The sequence below is a fragment of the Flavobacterium sp. R1_16 genome, assembly GCF_057652095.1.
Window position 1 is genome coordinate 149,944 of the sequence record NZ_JBYFCG010000002.1, and the last position, 19,370, is coordinate 169,313.

Genomic DNA, 19,370 nt, shown 5'->3' on the forward strand with positions numbered 1-19,370 from the left:
CGATTACTGTTTTGAGGTAAGATAATTTAATTGAACAACACTTTCATTGTGAGCTAAAATAGTGTCAATATAATTGCTTTTAATAGCGATACTTTGATTGATTAACATGACCCAATCCAAGTAATTAATTTCACCATTTAGGAATTGCAAATTGGCTGTTTTGATAATTATTTCAGCATTTGGAAGTGCTGTTTTTTCATAATAATTTAATTTTTCGATACTCGTATTGTACTGATTGAGTGATGTTTTGAATTGATTTTGGAGAACTTGTTTTTCTCTTTCTAATTCATTTTGACTCATAGTTTCACCTATTTTAGAAGCTGCAATTTTTGCTTTTTGAGCACCTCCTAATAATGGAATTCCAATTCCAAATTGTGCCGAATGAAATCTATTTGATTTATCATAAAAAACGTTATCAGCACCTGTTCCAGTTATAGATGTATTGTTATAACCCAAAATAAAATTTGGCAATAACTTCGATTTTTCAAGTTGTGTAGAGGCTGCACTAGCTTTTTTCTGTTGCTCTAAAAGAGAAAGATAAGGGTGCTGTGTCACCAAAGTACTATCGATATTTTTGTCTAAAACCAACTTGAGCGTCACTTCATTTGGAACCAGTTTTTCATCTGAATTGAGTACTACTTGAAATTGATTTTGAACCAATTCTTTTTCCTCTCGAAGTTGGAGCAGCTGCATCTTTACAGCACCTCTTTGATTATCGGCAGTCGTTTTTTCAAGGATATTACTTTCACCCTTTTTTAATCGCAGTTCCGATTTTCTTAAAAATTCTCCAAAAATAGTGTCGCTTTTTAGTAATAATTTTTCTTTTTCGATTAAGTAAATTAAAGAATAAAAAGTTTTCGTTACCTCTCGTTTTAGCTCAGCTTCTTTTAAAACGACGTTCAACGTCGATGTTTTCCATTCTTCAGTATACAGCTTTTTTTGTCTGTTATAAACGGTAGGGAAATTGAAGGATTGCGATATTCCGAACCGAGTATCATTATACACACTATTAATTTGCCCATAGTCTCCCGTAATATTAATAGGAGCAATAGTTGTAGCGGTTTTAATTAGTTTTTGTTGATAGTCCGATTTTAATCGTTCGCTTTTCATAGCATAATTATTTTTCAATGCCATTTCCATTGCTTTTTGTAAGCTAATTGGAGTTTGAGCATGAGTAGCATTGAATGAGAACAATCCAAAAACAACTACTGCTACTGCCTTTTTTGTAAACGGATTAAGGTTGATGCCTTTTTCGAAGATGATATACAAAACAGGAAGCACAAATAAGGTCAGAAAGGTTGCAATCATCAATCCTCCGATAACTACTGTGGCTAGAGGCCGTTGCACTTCTGCTCCTGCTCCATTGCTCATTGCCATTGGCAAAAATCCTAATGATGCTACAAATGCAGTCATTAAAACGGGTCGTAAACGCACCTTAGTTCCCATTAAAACAATTCGATGTAAATCGGTCATACCTTCAGATTTTAATTGGTTAAATTCAGAAATTAAAACAATTCCGTTTAAAACGGCAACACCAAAAAGGGCTATAAACCCAACACCAGCACTAATGCTAAAAGGCATTCCCCGTAGCGCTAAAAAGAAAATTCCCCCAATAGCAGAAAGAGGTATTGCAGAGTAAATTAACAATCCCTGTTTAACAGAATTGAATGCGAAAAACAACAAGAGAAATATTAATAACAAGGAAACGGGAACGGCAATCATCAGTCGGGCTTTGGCTTGATTTAAATTTTCAAATGCGCCACCATACGTAGTATAATAACCTGGTGGATATTTAATTTGTTGTTCTACTTTTTGTTGTAGTTCATTTACTATACTCTGTACATCTCGACCTCTCACATTGAATCCTACTACGATTCTACGTTTGGCATCTTCACGTTGTATCTGGTTAGGACCATTTTTAATGGATACCGTTGCCAATTGCGAAAGTGGAATTTGTGTTCCTTGTGGTGTCGGAATTAATAGATTTTGAACATCTTCAACATCTTTTCTTTGATTATCATTCAAGCGAACCACTAAATCGAAACGTTTTTCTCCTTCAAATACCAATCCTGCACTTTGACCAGCAAAAGCAGTATTGACAACTCTATTAATATCATCAATATTCAAATGATATTGCGCAATGATGCTTCTGTTGTATTCAATAACCACTTGTGGCATTCCAGTAATAGGTTCGATGAATAAATTTTGAGCCCCTTCAACAGTATTTATAATTTTTCCTAACTTGTTGGCATAAACCGCTAATGTATCTAGGTTTTCACCAAATATTTTACAAACCACATCTTGTCGTGCTCCAGTCATTAACTCGTTAAAACGCATTTGAACTGGATATTGAAAACCTGCGGTAATTCCGGGAACATCTTCTAATGCCTTACTCATTTTTCCTGACAATTCATTAAAGGTTTTGGCTGAGGTCCATTCTGATTTATCTTTTAAAATGACCATCATATCGCTAGCTTCCATTGGCATTGGATCGGTTGGTACTTCACCACTCCCAATTTTGGAAACTACTTTTTCAACTTCAGGAAATTGTGTTTTGAGAATATGAGCTGCTTTTTGAGTTCTATCGATAGTGGTATTCAAATTACTTCCTGTTAAAACTCGTGTGTCAACCGCAAAATCGCCTTCCTCTAGCGCAGGTATAAATTCACCTCCGAGAAAAGATAGAATGACCAAAGCGATTACAAACAAAGTAACTACCGATGAAATGACCATTTTAGGAAAGTTTAAAATCTTTTGAAGCAAGTGCTGGTACTTCATTTCGATTTGTATCATAACTCTATCGGAAATATTGGCTTCATGCTTTACTTTTTTACTTAAAAACAAGGCACTCATCATTGGAATGTATGTCAATGACAAAATGAAAGCTCCCAATAATGCAAAGGCTACTGTTTGAGCCATTGGTTTAAACATTTTTCCTTCAATACCTTGTAAAGTAAAGATAGGCAGGTAGACAATAAGGATTATGATTTGCCCAAAAACGGCACTGTTCATCATTTTGCTTGCAGAAGTTTGCACTTCCTTATCCATCTTTTTCTGAGACAATACATCTACTTTTTTGAACTTTTTACTATGTGTCAATTGATGCATGACGGCTTCTACAATAATTACGGCACCGTCAACAATAAGTCCAAAATCTAGTGCTCCCAAACTCATGAGGTTTCCACTTACTCCAAAAGTATTCATCAAAATGATTGCAAACAACATTGCCAATGGAATCACTGATGCTACCAACAATCCTGCTCTAAAATTTCCTAGGAAGATAACCAATACAAAAATGACTATTAAAGCACCTTCAAGCAAGTTTTTTTCAACTGTTCCAATGGCGTGGTTTACCATTTTGGTTCTGTCTAAGAAAGGCTCTATTACAACACCTTCGGGTAAGGTTTTTTGAATTTGAGCCACACGTTCCTTAACGTTTTTTATCACATCACTACTGTTGGCTCCTTTTAGCATCATCACAACAGCTCCCGAAACTTCACCTTGGTCATTATAGGTCATGGCACCATAACGAGTGGCATATCCTAATTTTACTTCGGCTACATCTCTTATAAATAATGGGGTTCCTGAGGCAGCTGTTCGTATTGCTATATTTTTAATATCATCAACGGTACCTATCAATCCCTCACTTCTAATAAAAAGGGTTGTTGCTCCTTTTTCAATATAGGAGCCTCCTGTATTTTGATTGTTTTTTTCAACAGCAGTAAATACATCACTGATGGTCAATCCGTAGGATTGTAGTTTGTTAGTATGTATTGCAATTTCATATTGCTTTAATTTTCCTCCAAAACTACTTACTTCGGCAACCCCTTTTACACCTAGTAATTGTCTGCGAACAATCCAATCTTGAATGGTTCTCAGTTCAGTTTCGTCGTATTTTTTTTCGTAGCCTTCTTTAGGTCGTACAACATACTGGTATATTTCTCCAAGTCCTGTAGAAACGGGTCCTAATTCGGGTGTTCCTATTCCACTTGGAATTTGAGTTTGAACTTTTTGTAATCGTTCTGCAACTTGTTGTCTTGCCCAATAGATATCGGTTTCATCATCAAAAACGATGGTTACTAATGACAATCCGAATCTTGAAAAACTCCTAATTTCTTTCAGACCCGAGATGTTATTATTGACTTGCTCGATAGGGAATGTCACCAAGCGCTCAATATCAGTAGCGCCAAAAGAGGGTGCTATGGTGATGACTTGTACTTGATTGTTAGTGATGTCTGGAACGGCATCAATGGGCAATTTAGTGGTTTCATATATTCCATAAAAAACTAAGGCAATCGTAAATAGACCGATAATCAGTTTGTTGTTTATGGAAAATGCAATGATTTTATTCAGCATAATTCAGTTAAAATTAAATTTATAAATGCAGACTTACACCCAAAACAAAGTGTAATGGAAGTTATCTTTTTTAAAATAAAAACTTAATTAAACAAACTGTGGAGGTTGCCAAATGGCAGAGAGATAACTGGAAGTAAAAGAGAAGGTATAGGTGAATTTTTGTTTTTTAAATTCTTTGAAAAAGAATTTACTACTAAAACTATAATTTTGAATTACAGGGCAAAATATAAACGAACACATGCAATTTGAACTGTGGGACTTGAATGGTAATTTCATGTCTTTGCCATAATCATCGTCATAGACTTCTCCTTTCATATAATGCATACAAATAAATTGCCATAAACTAATGGTAGTTTTATCCTGTTGGTGTTCCTCATAATGCTCAAACATATTAGGAATTTTAAACAACTCATTTATCTGAACTACTGAGAACAGATAAATAGATAAAAATAATATGGATAGGTATCTTGTCATACACAACAAATGTAGGATTTAAACTTCTATTTCAAAAACATTCAAATAAAAAACTAATGGAAATATTTTTTTCTAAGCCAAAAAGCGACATTTACCAGCGTAATCAGGGCAGGAACTTCTACCAAGGGTCCTACAACACCAGCAAAAGCCTGACCACTATTTATTCCGAAAACGCCAATTGAAACTGCAATAGCCAACTCAAAATTATTTCCAGAAGCCGTAAATGATAAGGCTAATGCATCTCTATAATTGGCACCTATCTTCTTTGAAACAAAAAACATCAAGAAAAACATTATACCGAAAAAAATCACAAGTGGAATAGCAATTTGCAAAACATCTAATGGTAAATCTACTATCATTTCCCCTTTTAAGCTAAACATAACAACAATGGTAAATAATAAAGCTATCAACGTAATTGGGGAAACAAACGGAATAAATTTTTGATTGAACCAGGTTTCGCCTATGTATTTCCTAATTAAAAAACGACTTACAACAGCTAAAGCAAATGGAATTCCTAGATAAATACCAACGGTTTGAGCTATTTCAGAAATTGTAATGTTCAATTCTAAACCTTTTATACCAAACAAAGGTAGCATGACAGCCAAATAAAAATAGGCATACCAACTGAAAAAAAATACCTGCAACAAACTGTTGATACCTATTAATCCTGCTGTGAGCTCTCTATTGCCTTCGGCTAATTCGTTCCAAACAATTACCATTGCAATACAAGGAGCAATACCAATAATGATTAAACCAGTCATGTATTCTGGATAGTCTTTTAAGAAATAGGTCGCCAATACAAACATTAAAAATGGACCAACAATCCAGGTAATAAAAAACGATGCAACCAATAATTTTGTTTTTTGAACTATCTTAGGAATTACAGAAAAATCTATTTTAGTCAATGGTGGATACATCATCAAAATTAATCCAATAGCTAACGGCATATTTGTGGTGCCTGATGAAAAGGAATTGATAAATCTAGAAGAGTTTGGAATATAATAACCTATTGAAACGCCAATTAACATAGCTAGAAATATCCAAAGTGTAAGAAATCGGTCTAAAAAGCCTAATCTTTTTTTCATTTTTAAACCATTAAGATATTAAGTGTATAAGATTTGCATGTCCATTGAAATTATAATTGATATTGCGATTACGATTGATACTTATTTAATTTGAGAAAATACATAATACATTTCAGAGGCTATTTGTAAACTTCTTTCAGCATATTTTTCGTTCATTACATCCGTACCGTCAAAAGCTTTTGGGTCGTCGTATTTTATAGGAAACCTCGCTTCGGCACCAAAAACCATTGGACAACCTTCATCGGCATTATTGCAAGTCATAATAGCGCCAAACTTACTTTTCGGATTAAAATCATCGAAATACGTTTTAGAAAAACAAACAATAGGATGCTGATTTTCAGTATATTTTACTGCATAAACTGGATTATTAGTTTCAGATAGTTTCTGAATTTGAAATCCTTGTTTGACTAGGGTTTCTCCCACTTTCGGAAACATTGCTGTGGCTTCTGTACCTCCTGAATAGCAAAAAACATTTTTAATTCCAAAATGAAACGCCATCGTTTGTGCCCAAATTTGAGACAGATGACTTCGCCGAGAATTGTGTGTACAAATAAAATTCAAACGAATTTCTTCATTACCATTTACTTTGTTTTGAATGTAATCAATCAAAGAGTGTAGCACTACTTTTCTTTCTTCGGAAGTAATTAAGATTAAATCGTGGTGAATTGTATTTGATAACGTAGCAAACATATCCCTTATTTTCAATTAACAACATTTGCTTTCAGGTGAACAACAAGAAACTTTTTCTTTCCACTCTCCTATTTTAACTTTCATTTTATCTGCTGGAATTCCGCAATGATCTTGGGCTAAACATGTAGTTTCTTTCGATGTTAAAACGAAAATTCCGTTGGCAAAATCCAATCCAAATTTCCCGATAGTATACTCCGTTTGATACTCAACTTCTAACTCTAAATCATCATCCTCTATCAACTTTTTGGAAACATTTATGATTTTAAAAACCTTGTCAGTAGTCAAACGATGGTCTGTATCGCCCGCAAACCAAACTTGGAATGTAATTAGTTTTTCCTCACGAACAGTATTACCACAATCGATAAAATTTTTAGTTAACAATCCCATTTCTGTAATGTGAAAATGAGGTGGTATAAGCTCCCCATTGGGTAATTGAATAGTAAAAGTAGTTACATGCTCTAGTCTGTTTTTAAATTCTGAAAGTTTCATAATTATGCGAATTAAATTAACAACATTTTGATTGTAAGCCGGAAGAAATAGATGAGAAATAGTCTTCGAATTTCTTCAAAGTAGCCTCATTGATGCAATAACAAATGGCAGTACCTTCGATATTTCCTTTAATAATATTGGCGTTTTTTAATTCCTTTAAATGCTGAGACACTGTTGGCTGAGCCAGAGGCAAGACATTAACAATATCGCCACAAATACAACTGTCAACCGAAAGTAAATACTCTATAATCGCTACTCTTGCTGGATGCGATAATGCCTTAAAAAGTGTAGCCAACTCATTCTGCTTTTCTGAAAAAGAATCTGTTTTTGATGCTCCCATTTTTTATATTAATTATTATATTGCAATATTACGATAATTCAATATTAGTATGCAAACTATTTTCGTTAAATTTTAAAATCTATAGCATTCAAAAAAACCTAATTCAGAACACTAAAAACCTAAATATATTTTTACTACTTTTGAGGCTTAAAAATTTAAAATTATGACATCAATTACAATAGGAGGAAATCCAACGCATACCAATGGTGAGTTACCAAAAGTGGGAACAAAAGCAATAGACTTTTCATTGGTTAACACTGAGTTAGAACTAACTCATTTATCTGATTTTGCTGGTTCTAAATTAATCTTGAACATTTTTCCAAGTATAGAAACTGGAATTTGTTCTACATCGGTGAGAACTTTTAACGCCAAAGCCAGTTCGTTAGAAAATACCAAAGTTTTGTGTATTTCAAGAGATTTGCCTTTTACACTTAAGAAATTTTGTGGTGCAGAAGGATTGGAAAATGTAATCAGTCTGTCTGATTTCAGAACAGGTGCTTTTGGAAAAGAATATGGTTTAGAGCTTATTGACGGTATCTTTAATGGATTACTGTCTAGGGTAATTATTGTTATAGATGAAAATGGAATTATAAAATATACCGAACAAGTTCCCGAAATTGGAAATGAACCAGATTACGAATCGGCTTTGGCTGCACTTTAGTTAGAACAGCATGGGAGAATTTGAAAGAGACACCACTTTTCTGACAGGACGGTTTAAAAGCATTGGGTTTGCTCTAAAAGGTGCTTACAAACTCATTACCACGGAGCACAGTGTAATGGTTCAAAGTTCCATTGGAGTCTTAATGATTATAGCTGGCTTTTATTTTCATATTTCGCATGAAGAATGGCTTATCCAAACCCTTGCCATAGGTTTAGTCCTTGGTATTGAAGGATTGAATACCGCTGTGGAAAAAATAGCCGATTTTATTCATCCCGAATTTCATGAAAAGATTGGCTTCATTAAGGATATAGCAGCAGGCGCCGTATTTTTTGCCGCAATGACAGCCATAAGCATTGGTGCTATCATTTATATCCCAAAGATTTTGTAATACAAATTGAATCCCTATTTCTATAGTATCTATTTCAACAACAAGAATGGCAAAAACAACGAAGACTACTTCAAACGATAAGAAAACAGTGGATGCTACTGAGCAGAAAAAAAAATGGAAAGTGAGCAGACAGCATAAAATGCTTATAGGCAGCTTGTTTATGTTATTTTCTATTGCATTGTTTGTGGCTTTTATTTCTTTTTTTATTCATGGACAAGAAGACCAAAGTGCCGTTTTAGAATTGACTAACAGAAGTGAAACAGTACAAAACTGGTTAGGAAAATTTGGTGCTTTCCTAGCTGACATTTTTATCTACAGAGGTTTCGGAGCTGCTTCTTTCTTGTTCACCAAACTATTTTTCCTCACTGGAGCATTCATTGCCCTAGACATTTCATTGAAAAAACTAAAAAATATTTGGTTCTGGGATTTGTTCTTTATCGTATTGTTATCCATTTCATTTGGTTTCTTTTGGTCCTCCCTACCCGAATTGGGAGGAACCATAGGTTATGAAATGAACTTGTTTTTTCAAGACTACATCGGTAAAATTGGAACTTCCTTGTTATTGGTTTTGGGTATTGTTATCTATTTGATTTTTAAAATAAAAATTTCTCCAGAGGCTATCAAATCCTTTTTTGAAAAGAACAAAAGAGAAATCAAGAACGATTTAGATTCCATAAAAAACTCAATGGCATCAAGCGATTACAACCTTGAAGAATTTGCGGTAAAAGACGAAGAAGAAACCGATGAGGAAGAACCTGAGCTAAAAAGTCCATCCAAATTTGAAATCGACAAGGAAAGTTTGAAGCCCACCATACAAAACGCCTCTGAAATTAATTTGGACCCTACACTAAAAAAAGTTGTTCCAATTCATGTAGAGCATCATGACAACGAACCTATCAAACACATCATTCCTACCAGCGACGAAGCTTTTGTTATCGAAAAAGCCATAGAAGAAGATATTGTTGAAGAAAATGTTGCCTCACGTTTGGTTGCTGACTTTGGTTTGTTTGACCCTAAATTGGATTTATCCAACTACAAGTTTCCTACCCTAGACATGCTGAAAGAATATTCCAATGGGGGTATTACCATCAATCAGGAAGAATTAGAAGAGAATAAGAATAATATTGTTGAAACCCTTCGCAATTATAAGATAGAAATCGCCCAAATCAAAGCTACTGTAGGACCATCAGTAACCTTGTATGAAATTGTACCTGAAGCGGGCATTCGTATCTCTAAAATTAAAAGTTTAGAGGACGATATTGCGCTTTCTCTATCGGCATTGGGGATTCGTATCATTGCTCCTATCCCAGGGAAAGGTACTATTGGTATTGAGGTTCCTAATAAAAACCCAACCATGGTTTCTATGAAAAGTGTGATTGGCTCTGCTAAATTTCAGGAAGCTGAAATGGAATTGCCAGTGGCTTTAGGAAAAACCATTTCCAATGAAACCTTCGTAGTCGATTTGGCTAAGATGCCGCACTTATTGATGGCAGGTGCAACAGGACAAGGAAAATCAGTAGGATTAAATGCGGTACTGACTTCGCTGTTGTATAAAAAACATCCTGCTGAAGTAAAGTTTGTATTGGTCGACCCTAAGAAAGTAGAATTGACTTTGTTCAATAAAATCGAACGTCACTATTTGGCAAAACTACCTGATTCTGGAGATGCGATAATTACTGATAACACCAAGGTAATCAATACCTTAAATTCGCTTTGCGTTGAAATGGACAACCGCTATTCTTTGCTTAAGGATGCCATGGTGCGCAACATTAAAGAGTACAATGACAAATTCAAATCCAGAAAATTAAATCCAGAAAACGGGCACCGATTTTTACCGTACATCGTATTGGTAGTCGATGAGTTTGCCGATTTGATTATGACCGCTGGTAAAGAAGTAGAAACTCCTATAGCTCGTTTGGCACAATTGGCTCGTGCTATTGGTATTCATTTGATTATCGCTACACAGCGTCCATCTGTAAATGTAATTACGGGATTGATTAAAGCCAATTTCCCTGCTCGAATTGCTTTTAGAGTAACTTCTAAAATAGACTCTAGAACCATTCTCGATACTCAAGGTGCAGACCAGTTGATTGGTCGCGGAGATTTACTTTATACTAATGGCAACGATGTGGTTCGTGTGCAATGTGCCTTTATTGATACCCCAGAGGTAGAAAAGATTACTGAATTTATAGGTTCACAAAAGGCATATCCGGATGCCTATTTACTTCCTGAGTTTATTGGTGAAGAAAGTGGCATCAATCTTGATATGGATATTTCCGAAAGAGATTCTTTATTTAGAGAAGCTGCAGAAATTATTGTTACTGCCCAACAAGGTTCGGCATCGTTGTTGCAACGAAAGCTCAAATTAGGCTACAACCGTGCGGGAAGGCTCATCGACCAATTGGAGGCTGCTGGAATAGTAGGCCCATTTGAAGGAAGCAAGGCACGAAATGTAAACATTGCAGATTTAAATTCTCTAGATCATTTTTTTAACAATGAACTAAACAATTTGTAAAATGAAATCGACTACTATTGATTTGAATACCAACAATAGAACAGCTACTACCCCAAGAACTACTCCGCTCATGAGACTGTCTAAAAGCTTTTACATCCTTGCATTGCTTGTATTTAGTCATTTTGCTCACGCCCAAGATAAGAAGGCCAAAGACCTATTGGATCAGGTGACTGCCAAAATCAAAACCTATGACAACATTGTTATTGATTTTAAGTACACTTTGAATAATTCTAAAGAAAACATCAATCAAGAAAGCAAAGGGAATGTAGTAATGAAGGGCAATCTATTTACTTTGAACTTGATGGGCGTTACCAAGCTTTTTGATGGCAAAAAAACCTATACCATCAATCCTGAGGATGAGGAAATTACAATTTCTAAATTCAATGAAAAGGATGACAATTCTATTACTCCTAACAAGCTGTTGACCTTTTTCAATTCGGGCTACAAATTCAATTGGGATATTTTGCAAGATATCAAAGGCAGAAAAATACAATACATCAAGCTCACTCCTACTAACCCTAAAGACCAACGAAAAGAAATTCTTTTAGGGATAGACAACCAAACGAAAAACATTTACAACTTAATAGAAATTGGTAAAAATGGTACCAAGACTACCTTAACTGTAAATTCTTTTAAAACGAATCAACCATTGTCAAAAAATCAATTTACCTTTGAAGCCAGTAAATATCCAAAATACTACATCAATAAGTTAGATTAGTTGTACGTGAAGATTCTAGACAAATACATTTTAAAAACCTTTGCGATTACATTTACCTCGGTATTTGTAATCCTTTTTTTTATATTCATACTTCAAACGGTTTGGCTCTTCATTTCAGAATTGGCAGGTAAGGATTTAGATGTTATCCTGATTGTTAAATTCTTGTTGTTTAAAATGCCTAGCTTGTTTCCGTTAGTATTGCCTCTATCGGTGCTATTAGCTTCTATTATGACTTTTGGAGACTTGGCAGAAAACTATGAGTTTGCCGCCATGAAATCGGCAGGGATTTCCTTACAACGTGCCATTAAATTTTTAACTTTTTTTATTCTGCTTTTAAGTTTGGCTTCTTTCTTTTTTGCCAATAATGTTATCCCTTTTGCAGAATACAAATTCATTAACTTTAGGAAAGATATTGCGCAAATGAAACCCGCCATGGCTATAGCTGAAAAACAATTCAATGATATTGGCGCCTTTAATATCAAAGTGGAGAAAAAGTCGGGCGAAAATGGCAATCAGCTCACTGGTGTTACCATTCATAAAAAATCGAACAACTATGACGGTAGCAAAAATGTGATCAAAGCCAAGACAGGGGAATTGATTAGTAGTGAAGATTCAAATATACTCCAATTGGTGCTTAACGATGGCTATTACTATGAAGACCTGATGCCCAAGGATTATGAGAAAAGAAAGAACCTGCCATTTGCCAAAAGCTCTTTTAAGAAATACATTATCAATATTGATTTAACCAAACTCAATAACTCGGAAGAGCAAGATTACAAGATTACCAATACCAATACGATGCTGAATTTAAACGAACTTCGTTACACCATCGATTCACTCAATACCGATTATAAAAAGAATATTATTTCGCTTTCAGATAATATCTACCAACGCTCAGGAATGAACAATCGTATTATGGGCTTTGCAAAAACACCACCAAAAAAATTGAAAGCAGACTTGTTGTCTAATTTCAATCCTACTGAGCAACAAGAAATACTAAAAATTGCTGCTAACAGTCTCATTAACTCCAGCTATACTATTGACGCCTCCAAAATGGAATTGGAAAATAAACGCAAAGTCATTAACAGCCATTGGATTGCACTCTACGACAAGTTTGTTATTGCCTTTGCTTGTTTGCTGATGTTCTTTATAGGCGCTCCTCTAGGGGCTATTATTAGAAAAGGAGGCTTAGGACTTCCGATAGTCTTTGCGGTTTTAATTTTCATTGTTTACCATTTTATCAATACCTTTAGTAAAAAAGTAGCACAGCAGGATGAGTTGAGTCCGTTTTTGGGCTGCTGGATGGCGTCCTTGATTTTAAGTCCACTGGCTATTTTATTGACCTATAGAGCGACCAATGATATTGGATTGATTAATATGGATGTCATTCTATTGCCTTTCCAAAAATTATATAAAAAGATATTTCCAACTCAAAATTAAAGTCTCCCATGCGAATCGATTCCCTACAACTCAATACCATAGAAGAAGCTATCGAAGACATTCGTCAGGGCAAGATTATTATTGTTGTAGACGATGAAGATAGAGAGAATGAAGGTGATTTTCTTGCTGCTGCAGAGAAAGTGACTCCTGAGATGATTAATTTCATGGCAACGCACGGAAGAGGGCTGATATGCGCTCCTTTGACCGAAAGCCGTTGTAAGGAATTGGACTTGAGAGAAATGGTGACCAACAATACCGACCACATGGAAACGGCCTTTACGGTTTCGGTGGATTTGAAAGGCCATGGCGTGACTACTGGTATTTCAGCTTCAGACCGTGCTAAAACTATTCTTTCTCTTGTAGACTCGAATACGAAATCCTATGATTTGGCTCGTCCTGGTCATATTTTCCCGCTTGTGGCGAAACAAGGAGGCGTTTTGAGACGTACAGGACATACTGAGGCGGCGATTGATTTTGCCCGATTGGCTGGATTTAAACCCGCTGGTGTGATTGTAGAGATTATGAATGAGGACGGTACTATGGCACGCTTGCCTCAACTGGTAGAAGTCGCCAAAAAGTTTGATTTGAAACTGGTTTCCATAGAAGACTTGGTTGCTTACAGGATGCAGCACGACAGTTTGATTGTGAAGAAAGAAGATTTTGATGTGGTGACTCGTTTTGGTACGTTTCGATTGCGTGCTTATGAGCAAACAACCAACAAGCAAATTCATATTGCGCTCACCAAAGGCACTTGGAACTTGGGAGAGCCTGTTTTAACCCGAGTGAACTCTTCACAAGTGAATAATGACTTGTTGGGTACGCTCACTAATAATGCCGACCAGCAATTGGATAATATCTTCAAAATTATCAATGAGCAAGGTCAGGGTGCGGTGATATTTATCAATCAGGACATGCAGTCGGTAAATTTGCTGAACCGTATCTGCGAACTTAAATCCTTACAAGCACAAGGCGTTCTCAAAGCCCCTAAGATTGTTATTGACAGTAAAGATTTTGGTATTGGTGCGCAAATCTTGCACGATTTGGATATTTCCAAGATTCGATTGGTGTCTAATACGGAGCATACGAAACGTGTGGGAATGATAGGTTATGGTCTAGAAATCACAGAATACGTGCCTTATTAAAGACGGTTGGACTCTTTTTTTGAGGGTAAGTAATAGAGAATGAAAGATTTAAAATAGCGGACTAAAAATAAGTTGATTTTTATACTATTTGTGTTTGCAAAACAAAAAAAGGTTGCTATATTTGCAACCGCAATACGCAAGTAGGCATCGACTTTTTGGAAGAATGGCAGAGTGGTCGATTGCGGCAGTCTTGAAAACTGTTGACTGTAACAGGTCCGGGGGTTCGAATCCCTCTTCTTCCGCGAAAAAAACCCGAAACGCAAGTTTCGGGTTTTTTATTTTCTGGCCGCGTCAAAAGCTCGCTTTTGTAAGTGGCTAGAAAATAAAAAACCTATGCCTTTGCAAAAGGCATTTGGGTTTTCTTTTGCCCAGGTTCCCCCCACGGGGAACAACGTAGTTAATCCCTACTTTATTACGAACTAAAGTTCGTGTACCTGAATGCCACTGGCATTCCTCCTCTTAATCTCAAATCTTTTGCCCAGGTTTGCTTCGCCAGTCACTAACGCTCGTGTCCCCTCGGGGAACACGATAGTAATCCCTCCACCTCCCGCAGGAAAACTTGCTTTTCCTGCAACTATCCCCTCAATAGTATACAAACTCTACCCTGAAAACAAAGAATCTTTACTTCTACAAGGCTCCCCCCTCGGGTAACAACGCAAGTACTCCCGCCTCGCCTTTCCTAACCCACTGAAATTGACTCTGGAAATTCCATTATCTCCGCAACATCAAATACAAAATACTAATTTTAAAAAATACCCATATTTTAAGGTATATTACAAAAAATATAGCCTTCAATAACTTGTATTACAGGCGATTATAAATAAAATAGAAAAATATTGAGAATGCTATCATTTGTTAAAAACTACAGTCGATTGTGAATAAGTTTGGCTTTCTTTTTCGCGCATAAATATTAATCTTTGTACTGAAAGTTAGGCACATCGGTGCCGGTGTGTACTAAGTCAAATATTTTTTTGTTTAACTTAACACTATAAAATCATGAGTGTAAAGTACAAAGTGCTACCGAGAAAAAACCCTCAGGACATGGTAGCTCCTGAGAAGTTTTATGCCGCTGCTGTTGCAGATGGCGATGTTGATTTGGATAAGCTCGCAGAGCTGATTTCCTATCAATGCACAGTTACCGAATCCGATTGCTATGCGGTGTTGCTGTCTTTAGAGCACAACATCATTAGCGAACTGGGTGAAGGTAGAATTGTGAAATTAGGCAGACTTGGAAATTTTCAAGTTGGCGTGAGTTCTGAAGGCAAAGATACTGCCGCAGAAGTAACCGCTAGTGCCATTACCAAAAGTCGTATCTTGTTCCGTCCCGGAAAAAGATTACGCAGCATGTTGGAAAGTGTCTCTTTCCGAAAAGCAGGCTAGAACCCCGTAAATACTAGCAAGTATTTATTGTAAGACCTCGAGTATTCCAGTGCTCGGGGTCTTTTTTTGCCCTATTATTAACGAAAAATTTCGTCAATTCGTCCCGATAAAACTTTTGTTTCGTCCTGACGAACCGATAAACTCGTCCTGACGAAACAAAAACGCGGTCAGGACAAACTGAAAAGAAGCCCCTAAAGAAATGAAAACTGCCTAATTATCTAAGATTTCTATGTTTTTTAACTCAAGCAAAGCGCCTAATCCGTAAAAAAAAACTATGTTCCTGCCTGTCATAAGACAGTTCTATGTGGTAAAAAAAAGAAAAAAAACGAACTAAAAACCATAAAAAAAGCTCAAAAACACCGGCTAGAACCCCGTTTTTTGAGCAAATTTTTATTGTAAGACCTCGAATAATTCCAGTTATTCGCTTCAAACTTGGGTTAAAAGTAGTAAAATGTTTCAAAAAGTGGCGGTTTTTGTTGATAACTTTATCGCTTTGTTTATTGATTTTTTGGTCGCGTGGCTCCACTGTTTTGCTCTACTTATTTACTATAAAAATCAATGATTTCAGCTATTGTAAGACTAAGTTTATTTTAGTATGTTTGGGAAATAAGTGAATCACAATTAAAATTAAGAATAATAGTAAAAAGGTTTTATATACTTTACATTTAAATTAATTGTGATTTAATTATTTCGATACAGTATTTACTTTGTTTACCGTTTAAATGATAGAAAAAAAGAATCTTTCTGAACAAGACATCTGTTCAAAATTTGTACTACCAGCTATTCTGAAAGCAGGTTGGAACTTGCATACCCAAGTATTGGAGCAAGTATCTTTTACTGATGGTAAAATATATGTACGTGGTAAATTAACCGCTAGAGGAGAACGTAAACGTGCCGATTTCATTCTTTATTATCAAGATAATCCTATTGCGATTATAGAAGCAAAAGACAATAAACATTCGGTTAGAGCTGGTATTCAACAAGGTCTGAATTATGCTCGAATATTAGATATTCCTTGTGTTTTTAGTAGCAATGGTGACGGATTTGTATTTCATGACCGAACGGCTACGGATGAAACCATTGAAACGGAGTTGTCTTTAGAAAACTTTCCGACACCCGAAGTATTGTGGATGAAATACAAACAGTATAAAGGAATCGTAACGGCTGAGGGTGAAAAGATTGCTTTGCAAAAATACTTCTCGGATGGCTCAGGAAGAAAGCCTCGCTATTACCAACAGATAGCTGTAAATAGAACGGTAGAAGCCATAGCCAACGGACAAAATAGAATTTTGCTTGTAATGGCAACGGGTACAGGAAAGACTTATACCGCTTTTCAGATTATACATCGACTTTGGAAAAGTGGTGCTAAAAAAAGAATCTTATTTCTTGCGGATAGAAATGCTTTGATTGACCAAACCAAACGTGGCGATTTCAAACATTTTAAGGATAAAATGACGGTAGTCAAAAACCGCATGATTGACAAGAGTTATGAAATTTATCTAGCATTGTATCAAGGTTTATCGGGTGCTGATGAAGATGCCAATGCGTACAAGCAGTTTTCTCCTGACTTTTTTGATTTAATTATTATTGATGAGTGCCACAGAGGAAGTGCCAAAGAAGATAGTGCTTGGAGAGAAATATTAACTTATTTCAGTAAAGCCACCCACATTGGTTTGACTGCTACACCAAAGGAAACCAAAGAAACCAGTAATACGGAATATTTTGGAGAACCAGTATATACCTATTCTTTAAAACAAGGTATTGATGACGGTTTCTTGGCACCCTATAAAGTGATTCGCGTAGCTTTGAATGTGGATGCCGAAGGCTACCGACCAGAACAAGGGAAAACGGACAAGGAAGGCAACGAAATTGAAGATAGAATCTACAATAGAAAAGACTTTGATAGAAGTTTAGTTATTGAAGAACGCACCGATGCTGTAGCCAAAAAGGTAACAGAATACCTAAAAGGATTTGACCGTTTTGCGAAAACAATTATCTTTTGCGTAGATATTGACCATGCTGAACGTATGCGTAATGCCATCACTAGACACAATGCTGACTTGGTTGCTGAAAACTACAAATATGTTATGCAAATAACTGGCGACAATGATGAAGGAAAACGGGAATTGGACAACTTCATAAACCCTGAAGAAAAATATCCCGTTATTGCTACAACCTCTGAATTGATGACAACTGGTGTTGATGCGCAAACCTGTAAAGTAATTGTGTTGGATGCCAACATTAACTCGATGACCAAGTTTAAACAGATTGTTGGGCGTGGTACTCGTATTAATGAAGAGTTTAATAAATTGTATTTTACCATTCTAGACTTTAGAAATGCTACAGATAATTTTGCCGACCCTGATTTTGATGGTGACCCATTACGAGTGAAACCCATAACCGAAGATACCGATTTAAGTACTGTAGTTGAGGATGAAGAAAAAGAAGACACTACAATAATTGATGATATTACGGGTGAAGAAATCATACTAGTTCCCGCAGAAGTTAGAGAACCATCAGGAAGTGAAGAATATAAAACAAGACCTAAACAATATGTAAACGGTGTTGATGTTTCCGTTTTGGTGAGTAGAGAATTGTATTTTGACCATTACGGAAAACCAATAACAGTTAGTTTAAAAGATTATACTAAAAACATCATTCAGCAAAAGTTTACTTCTTTAGATGATTTTTTATTGACTTGGAATACCGCTGATAAAAAAGAAGCTATTATTAAAGAGTTGCAAGAGCAAGGGGTTATGGTAGAAGCCTTGTATGATGCGGTTGACAAACAAGTAGATTTGTTTGATTTGATTTGTCATGTGGCGTATGACCAACCACCATTAACTAGAAAAGAAAGAGCCAACAATGTTAAGAAACGCAACTACTTTACGAAGTATGGAGAACAAACCCGAAAAGTATTGGAAACTTTGTTGGATAAATATGCCGATGAAGGTGTTGAAAATATTGAAAGTATTGAAGTATTACGTGTAAAACCCTTTGATGAATACGGTTCGCCCATTGAAATTATTAATGAATTTGGCAGCAAACAAAAATATTTAGAAGCCGTTAGAGAATTAGAAAACGAATTGTATAGAAAAGTGTAAATGCCATTCATCAAAGTATATATTCATTTTGTTTGGAGCACAAAAAATAGATTTCCATTTCTTACTACATTAGAATTGCGAGAGAAAATGTGGAAACACATCAAAGAAAATGGAAAAGAGAAAGGTATTTTTATCGATTTTGTTAATGGTTACAATGACCATTGTCATTGTTTAGTATCATTGAAATCTGACCAAACGATTCAGAAAATAATTCAAATGATAAAGGGGGAATCGGCTTTTTGGTTTAACAATCAAAGATTAATTTTGGAGAAATTTGAATGGCAAGACGAATATTTTGCGGTTTCGGTTTCAGAATCAAAGATTGAAAATGTTAGAAATTATATCCGAAATCAAGAAACACATCATTCCAAAAAATCATTTGATGATGAATATAATAAAATGATTGATGTTTATGGATTTCAAAAATTTAATGATAATTTGAATCAGAATCAATAATCGGATGGGTTAAAACCCATCCCAATTAAAATGACAATCGGAATCAATAGAAATGGGTTTCAACCCATTTGAAATAAATTGCAATTCCAAAATTGGGTTTTAACCCAATTTTTAAAAACATATAATGAATAT

At 35.5% G+C, this 19,370-nt stretch carries 15 protein-coding genes and 1 tRNA gene; 10 read left to right on the plus strand and 6 right to left on the minus strand.

The features are described 5' to 3' along the window. Positions 1-3: 3 nt before the first annotated feature. The 6 genes from AC23L6_RS05085 to AC23L6_RS05110 form a co-directional block, all read right to left on the minus strand. Entirely contained in the window at positions 4-4,356 is a 4,353-nt protein-coding gene (locus AC23L6_RS05085) for a CusA/CzcA family heavy metal efflux RND transporter (RefSeq protein ID WP_487561106.1), read from the minus strand. A gap of 87 nt (positions 4,357-4,443) precedes the next feature. Then, positions 4,444-4,830, minus strand: coding sequence for a hypothetical protein (locus tag AC23L6_RS05090; protein WP_487561105.1), 387 nt, complete (start codon positions 4,828-4,830; stop codon positions 4,444-4,446). A gap of 53 nt (positions 4,831-4,883) precedes the next feature. After that, positions 4,884-5,915 carry an ACR3 family arsenite efflux transporter gene (gene arsB, locus AC23L6_RS05095; protein ID WP_487561104.1) on the minus strand — a complete coding sequence of 344 codons (1,032 nt, stop codon included), beginning with the start codon at positions 5,913-5,915 and terminating at the stop codon, positions 4,884-4,886. Between the two features lie 81 nt (positions 5,916-5,996). Continuing rightward, positions 5,997-6,605, minus strand: a complete 609-nt coding sequence (locus AC23L6_RS05100) for an arsenate-mycothiol transferase ArsC (RefSeq protein ID WP_487561103.1) — start codon at positions 6,603-6,605, stop codon at positions 5,997-5,999. 15 nt (positions 6,606-6,620) lie between these two features. Continuing rightward, a complete protein-coding gene (locus AC23L6_RS05105; protein WP_487561102.1) occupies positions 6,621-7,094 on the minus strand; it encodes a DUF6428 family protein in 474 nt (157 codons plus the stop codon). Positions 7,095-7,110: 16 nt separating this feature from the next. Next, complete coding sequence (locus AC23L6_RS05110; protein ID WP_487561101.1) at positions 7,111-7,434, minus strand: ArsR/SmtB family transcription factor; 324 nt, start codon at positions 7,432-7,434, stop codon at positions 7,111-7,113. 163 nt (positions 7,435-7,597) lie between these two features. Between AC23L6_RS05110 and tpx the strand changes: the two genes are divergently transcribed. The 10 genes from tpx to tnpA all read left to right on the plus strand — a co-directional run bounded on the left by tpx (position 7,598) and on the right by tnpA (position 19,238). Beyond that, entirely contained in the window at positions 7,598-8,095 is a 498-nt protein-coding gene (gene tpx / locus AC23L6_RS05115; RefSeq protein WP_487561100.1) for a thiol peroxidase, read from the plus strand. A gap of 10 nt (positions 8,096-8,105) precedes the next feature. Further along, complete coding sequence (locus AC23L6_RS05120; RefSeq protein ID WP_487561099.1) at positions 8,106-8,483, plus strand: diacylglycerol kinase family protein; 378 nt, start codon at positions 8,106-8,108, stop codon at positions 8,481-8,483. Between the two features lie 46 nt (positions 8,484-8,529). Beyond that, positions 8,530-10,998, plus strand: a complete 2,469-nt coding sequence (locus AC23L6_RS05125) for a DNA translocase FtsK (RefSeq protein ID WP_487561098.1) — start codon at positions 8,530-8,532, stop codon at positions 10,996-10,998. Positions 10,999-11,068: 70 nt separating this feature from the next. After that, positions 11,069-11,716 carry an outer membrane lipoprotein periplasmic chaperone LolA1 gene (lolA1, locus tag AC23L6_RS05130; RefSeq protein ID WP_487561244.1) on the plus strand — a complete coding sequence of 216 codons (648 nt, stop codon included), beginning with the start codon at positions 11,069-11,071 and terminating at the stop codon, positions 11,714-11,716. 6 nt (positions 11,717-11,722) lie between these two features. Beyond that, the gene (locus tag AC23L6_RS05135; protein ID WP_487561097.1) at positions 11,723-13,156 is read left to right on the plus strand and encodes an LptF/LptG family permease; all 1,434 of its coding nucleotides are present in this window, start codon (positions 11,723-11,725) and stop codon (positions 13,154-13,156) included. A gap of 8 nt (positions 13,157-13,164) precedes the next feature. Further along, positions 13,165-14,298, plus strand: a complete 1,134-nt coding sequence (gene ribB, locus AC23L6_RS05140) for a 3,4-dihydroxy-2-butanone-4-phosphate synthase (RefSeq protein ID WP_487561096.1) — start codon at positions 13,165-13,167, stop codon at positions 14,296-14,298. Positions 14,299-14,455: 157 nt separating this feature from the next. Beyond that, positions 14,456-14,540, plus strand: a tRNA-Ser gene (locus AC23L6_RS05145). Positions 14,541-15,294: 754 nt separating this feature from the next. Then, the gene (locus AC23L6_RS05150; protein ID WP_487561095.1) at positions 15,295-15,678 is read left to right on the plus strand and encodes an HU family DNA-binding protein; all 384 of its coding nucleotides are present in this window, start codon (positions 15,295-15,297) and stop codon (positions 15,676-15,678) included. 725 nt (positions 15,679-16,403) lie between these two features. Then, the gene (hsdR, locus tag AC23L6_RS05155) at positions 16,404-18,782 is read left to right on the plus strand and encodes an EcoAI/FtnUII family type I restriction enzme subunit R (RefSeq protein WP_487561243.1); all 2,379 of its coding nucleotides are present in this window, start codon (positions 16,404-16,406) and stop codon (positions 18,780-18,782) included. Continuing rightward, entirely contained in the window at positions 18,783-19,238 is a 456-nt protein-coding gene (gene tnpA / locus AC23L6_RS05160) for an IS200/IS605 family transposase (protein ID WP_487561094.1), read from the plus strand. Positions 19,239-19,370 lie beyond the last annotated feature (132 nt).

Bases quoted from the DNA above. Each gene is read 5' to 3' on its own strand.
- AC23L6_RS05085 (WP_487561106.1), bottom strand. From the start codon at position 4,356: ATGCTGAATAAAATCATTGCATTTTCCATAAACAACAAACTGATTATC.
- ribB (WP_487561096.1), top strand. From the start codon at position 13,165: ATGCGAATCGATTCCCTACAACTCAATACCATAGAAGAAGCTATCGAA.
- AC23L6_RS05110 (WP_487561101.1), bottom strand. From the start codon at position 7,434: ATGGGAGCATCAAAAACAGATTCTTTTTCAGAAAAGCAGAATGAGTTG.
- AC23L6_RS05090 (WP_487561105.1), bottom strand. From the start codon at position 4,830: ATGACAAGATACCTATCCATATTATTTTTATCTATTTATCTGTTCTCA.
- tnpA (WP_487561094.1), top strand. From the start codon at position 18,783: ATGCCATTCATCAAAGTATATATTCATTTTGTTTGGAGCACAAAAAAT.
- AC23L6_RS05105 (WP_487561102.1), bottom strand. From the start codon at position 7,094: ATGAAACTTTCAGAATTTAAAAACAGACTAGAGCATGTAACTACTTTT.
- AC23L6_RS05100 (WP_487561103.1), bottom strand. From the start codon at position 6,605: ATGTTTGCTACGTTATCAAATACAATTCACCACGATTTAATCTTAATT.
- AC23L6_RS05150 (WP_487561095.1), top strand. From the start codon at position 15,295: ATGAGTGTAAAGTACAAAGTGCTACCGAGAAAAAACCCTCAGGACATG.
- AC23L6_RS05120 (WP_487561099.1), top strand. From the start codon at position 8,106: ATGGGAGAATTTGAAAGAGACACCACTTTTCTGACAGGACGGTTTAAA.
- arsB (WP_487561104.1), bottom strand. From the start codon at position 5,915: ATGAAAAAAAGATTAGGCTTTTTAGACCGATTTCTTACACTTTGGATA.
- AC23L6_RS05125 (WP_487561098.1), top strand. From the start codon at position 8,530: ATGGCAAAAACAACGAAGACTACTTCAAACGATAAGAAAACAGTGGAT.
- lolA1 (WP_487561244.1), top strand. From the start codon at position 11,069: ATGAGACTGTCTAAAAGCTTTTACATCCTTGCATTGCTTGTATTTAGT.
- tpx (WP_487561100.1), top strand. From the start codon at position 7,598: ATGACATCAATTACAATAGGAGGAAATCCAACGCATACCAATGGTGAG.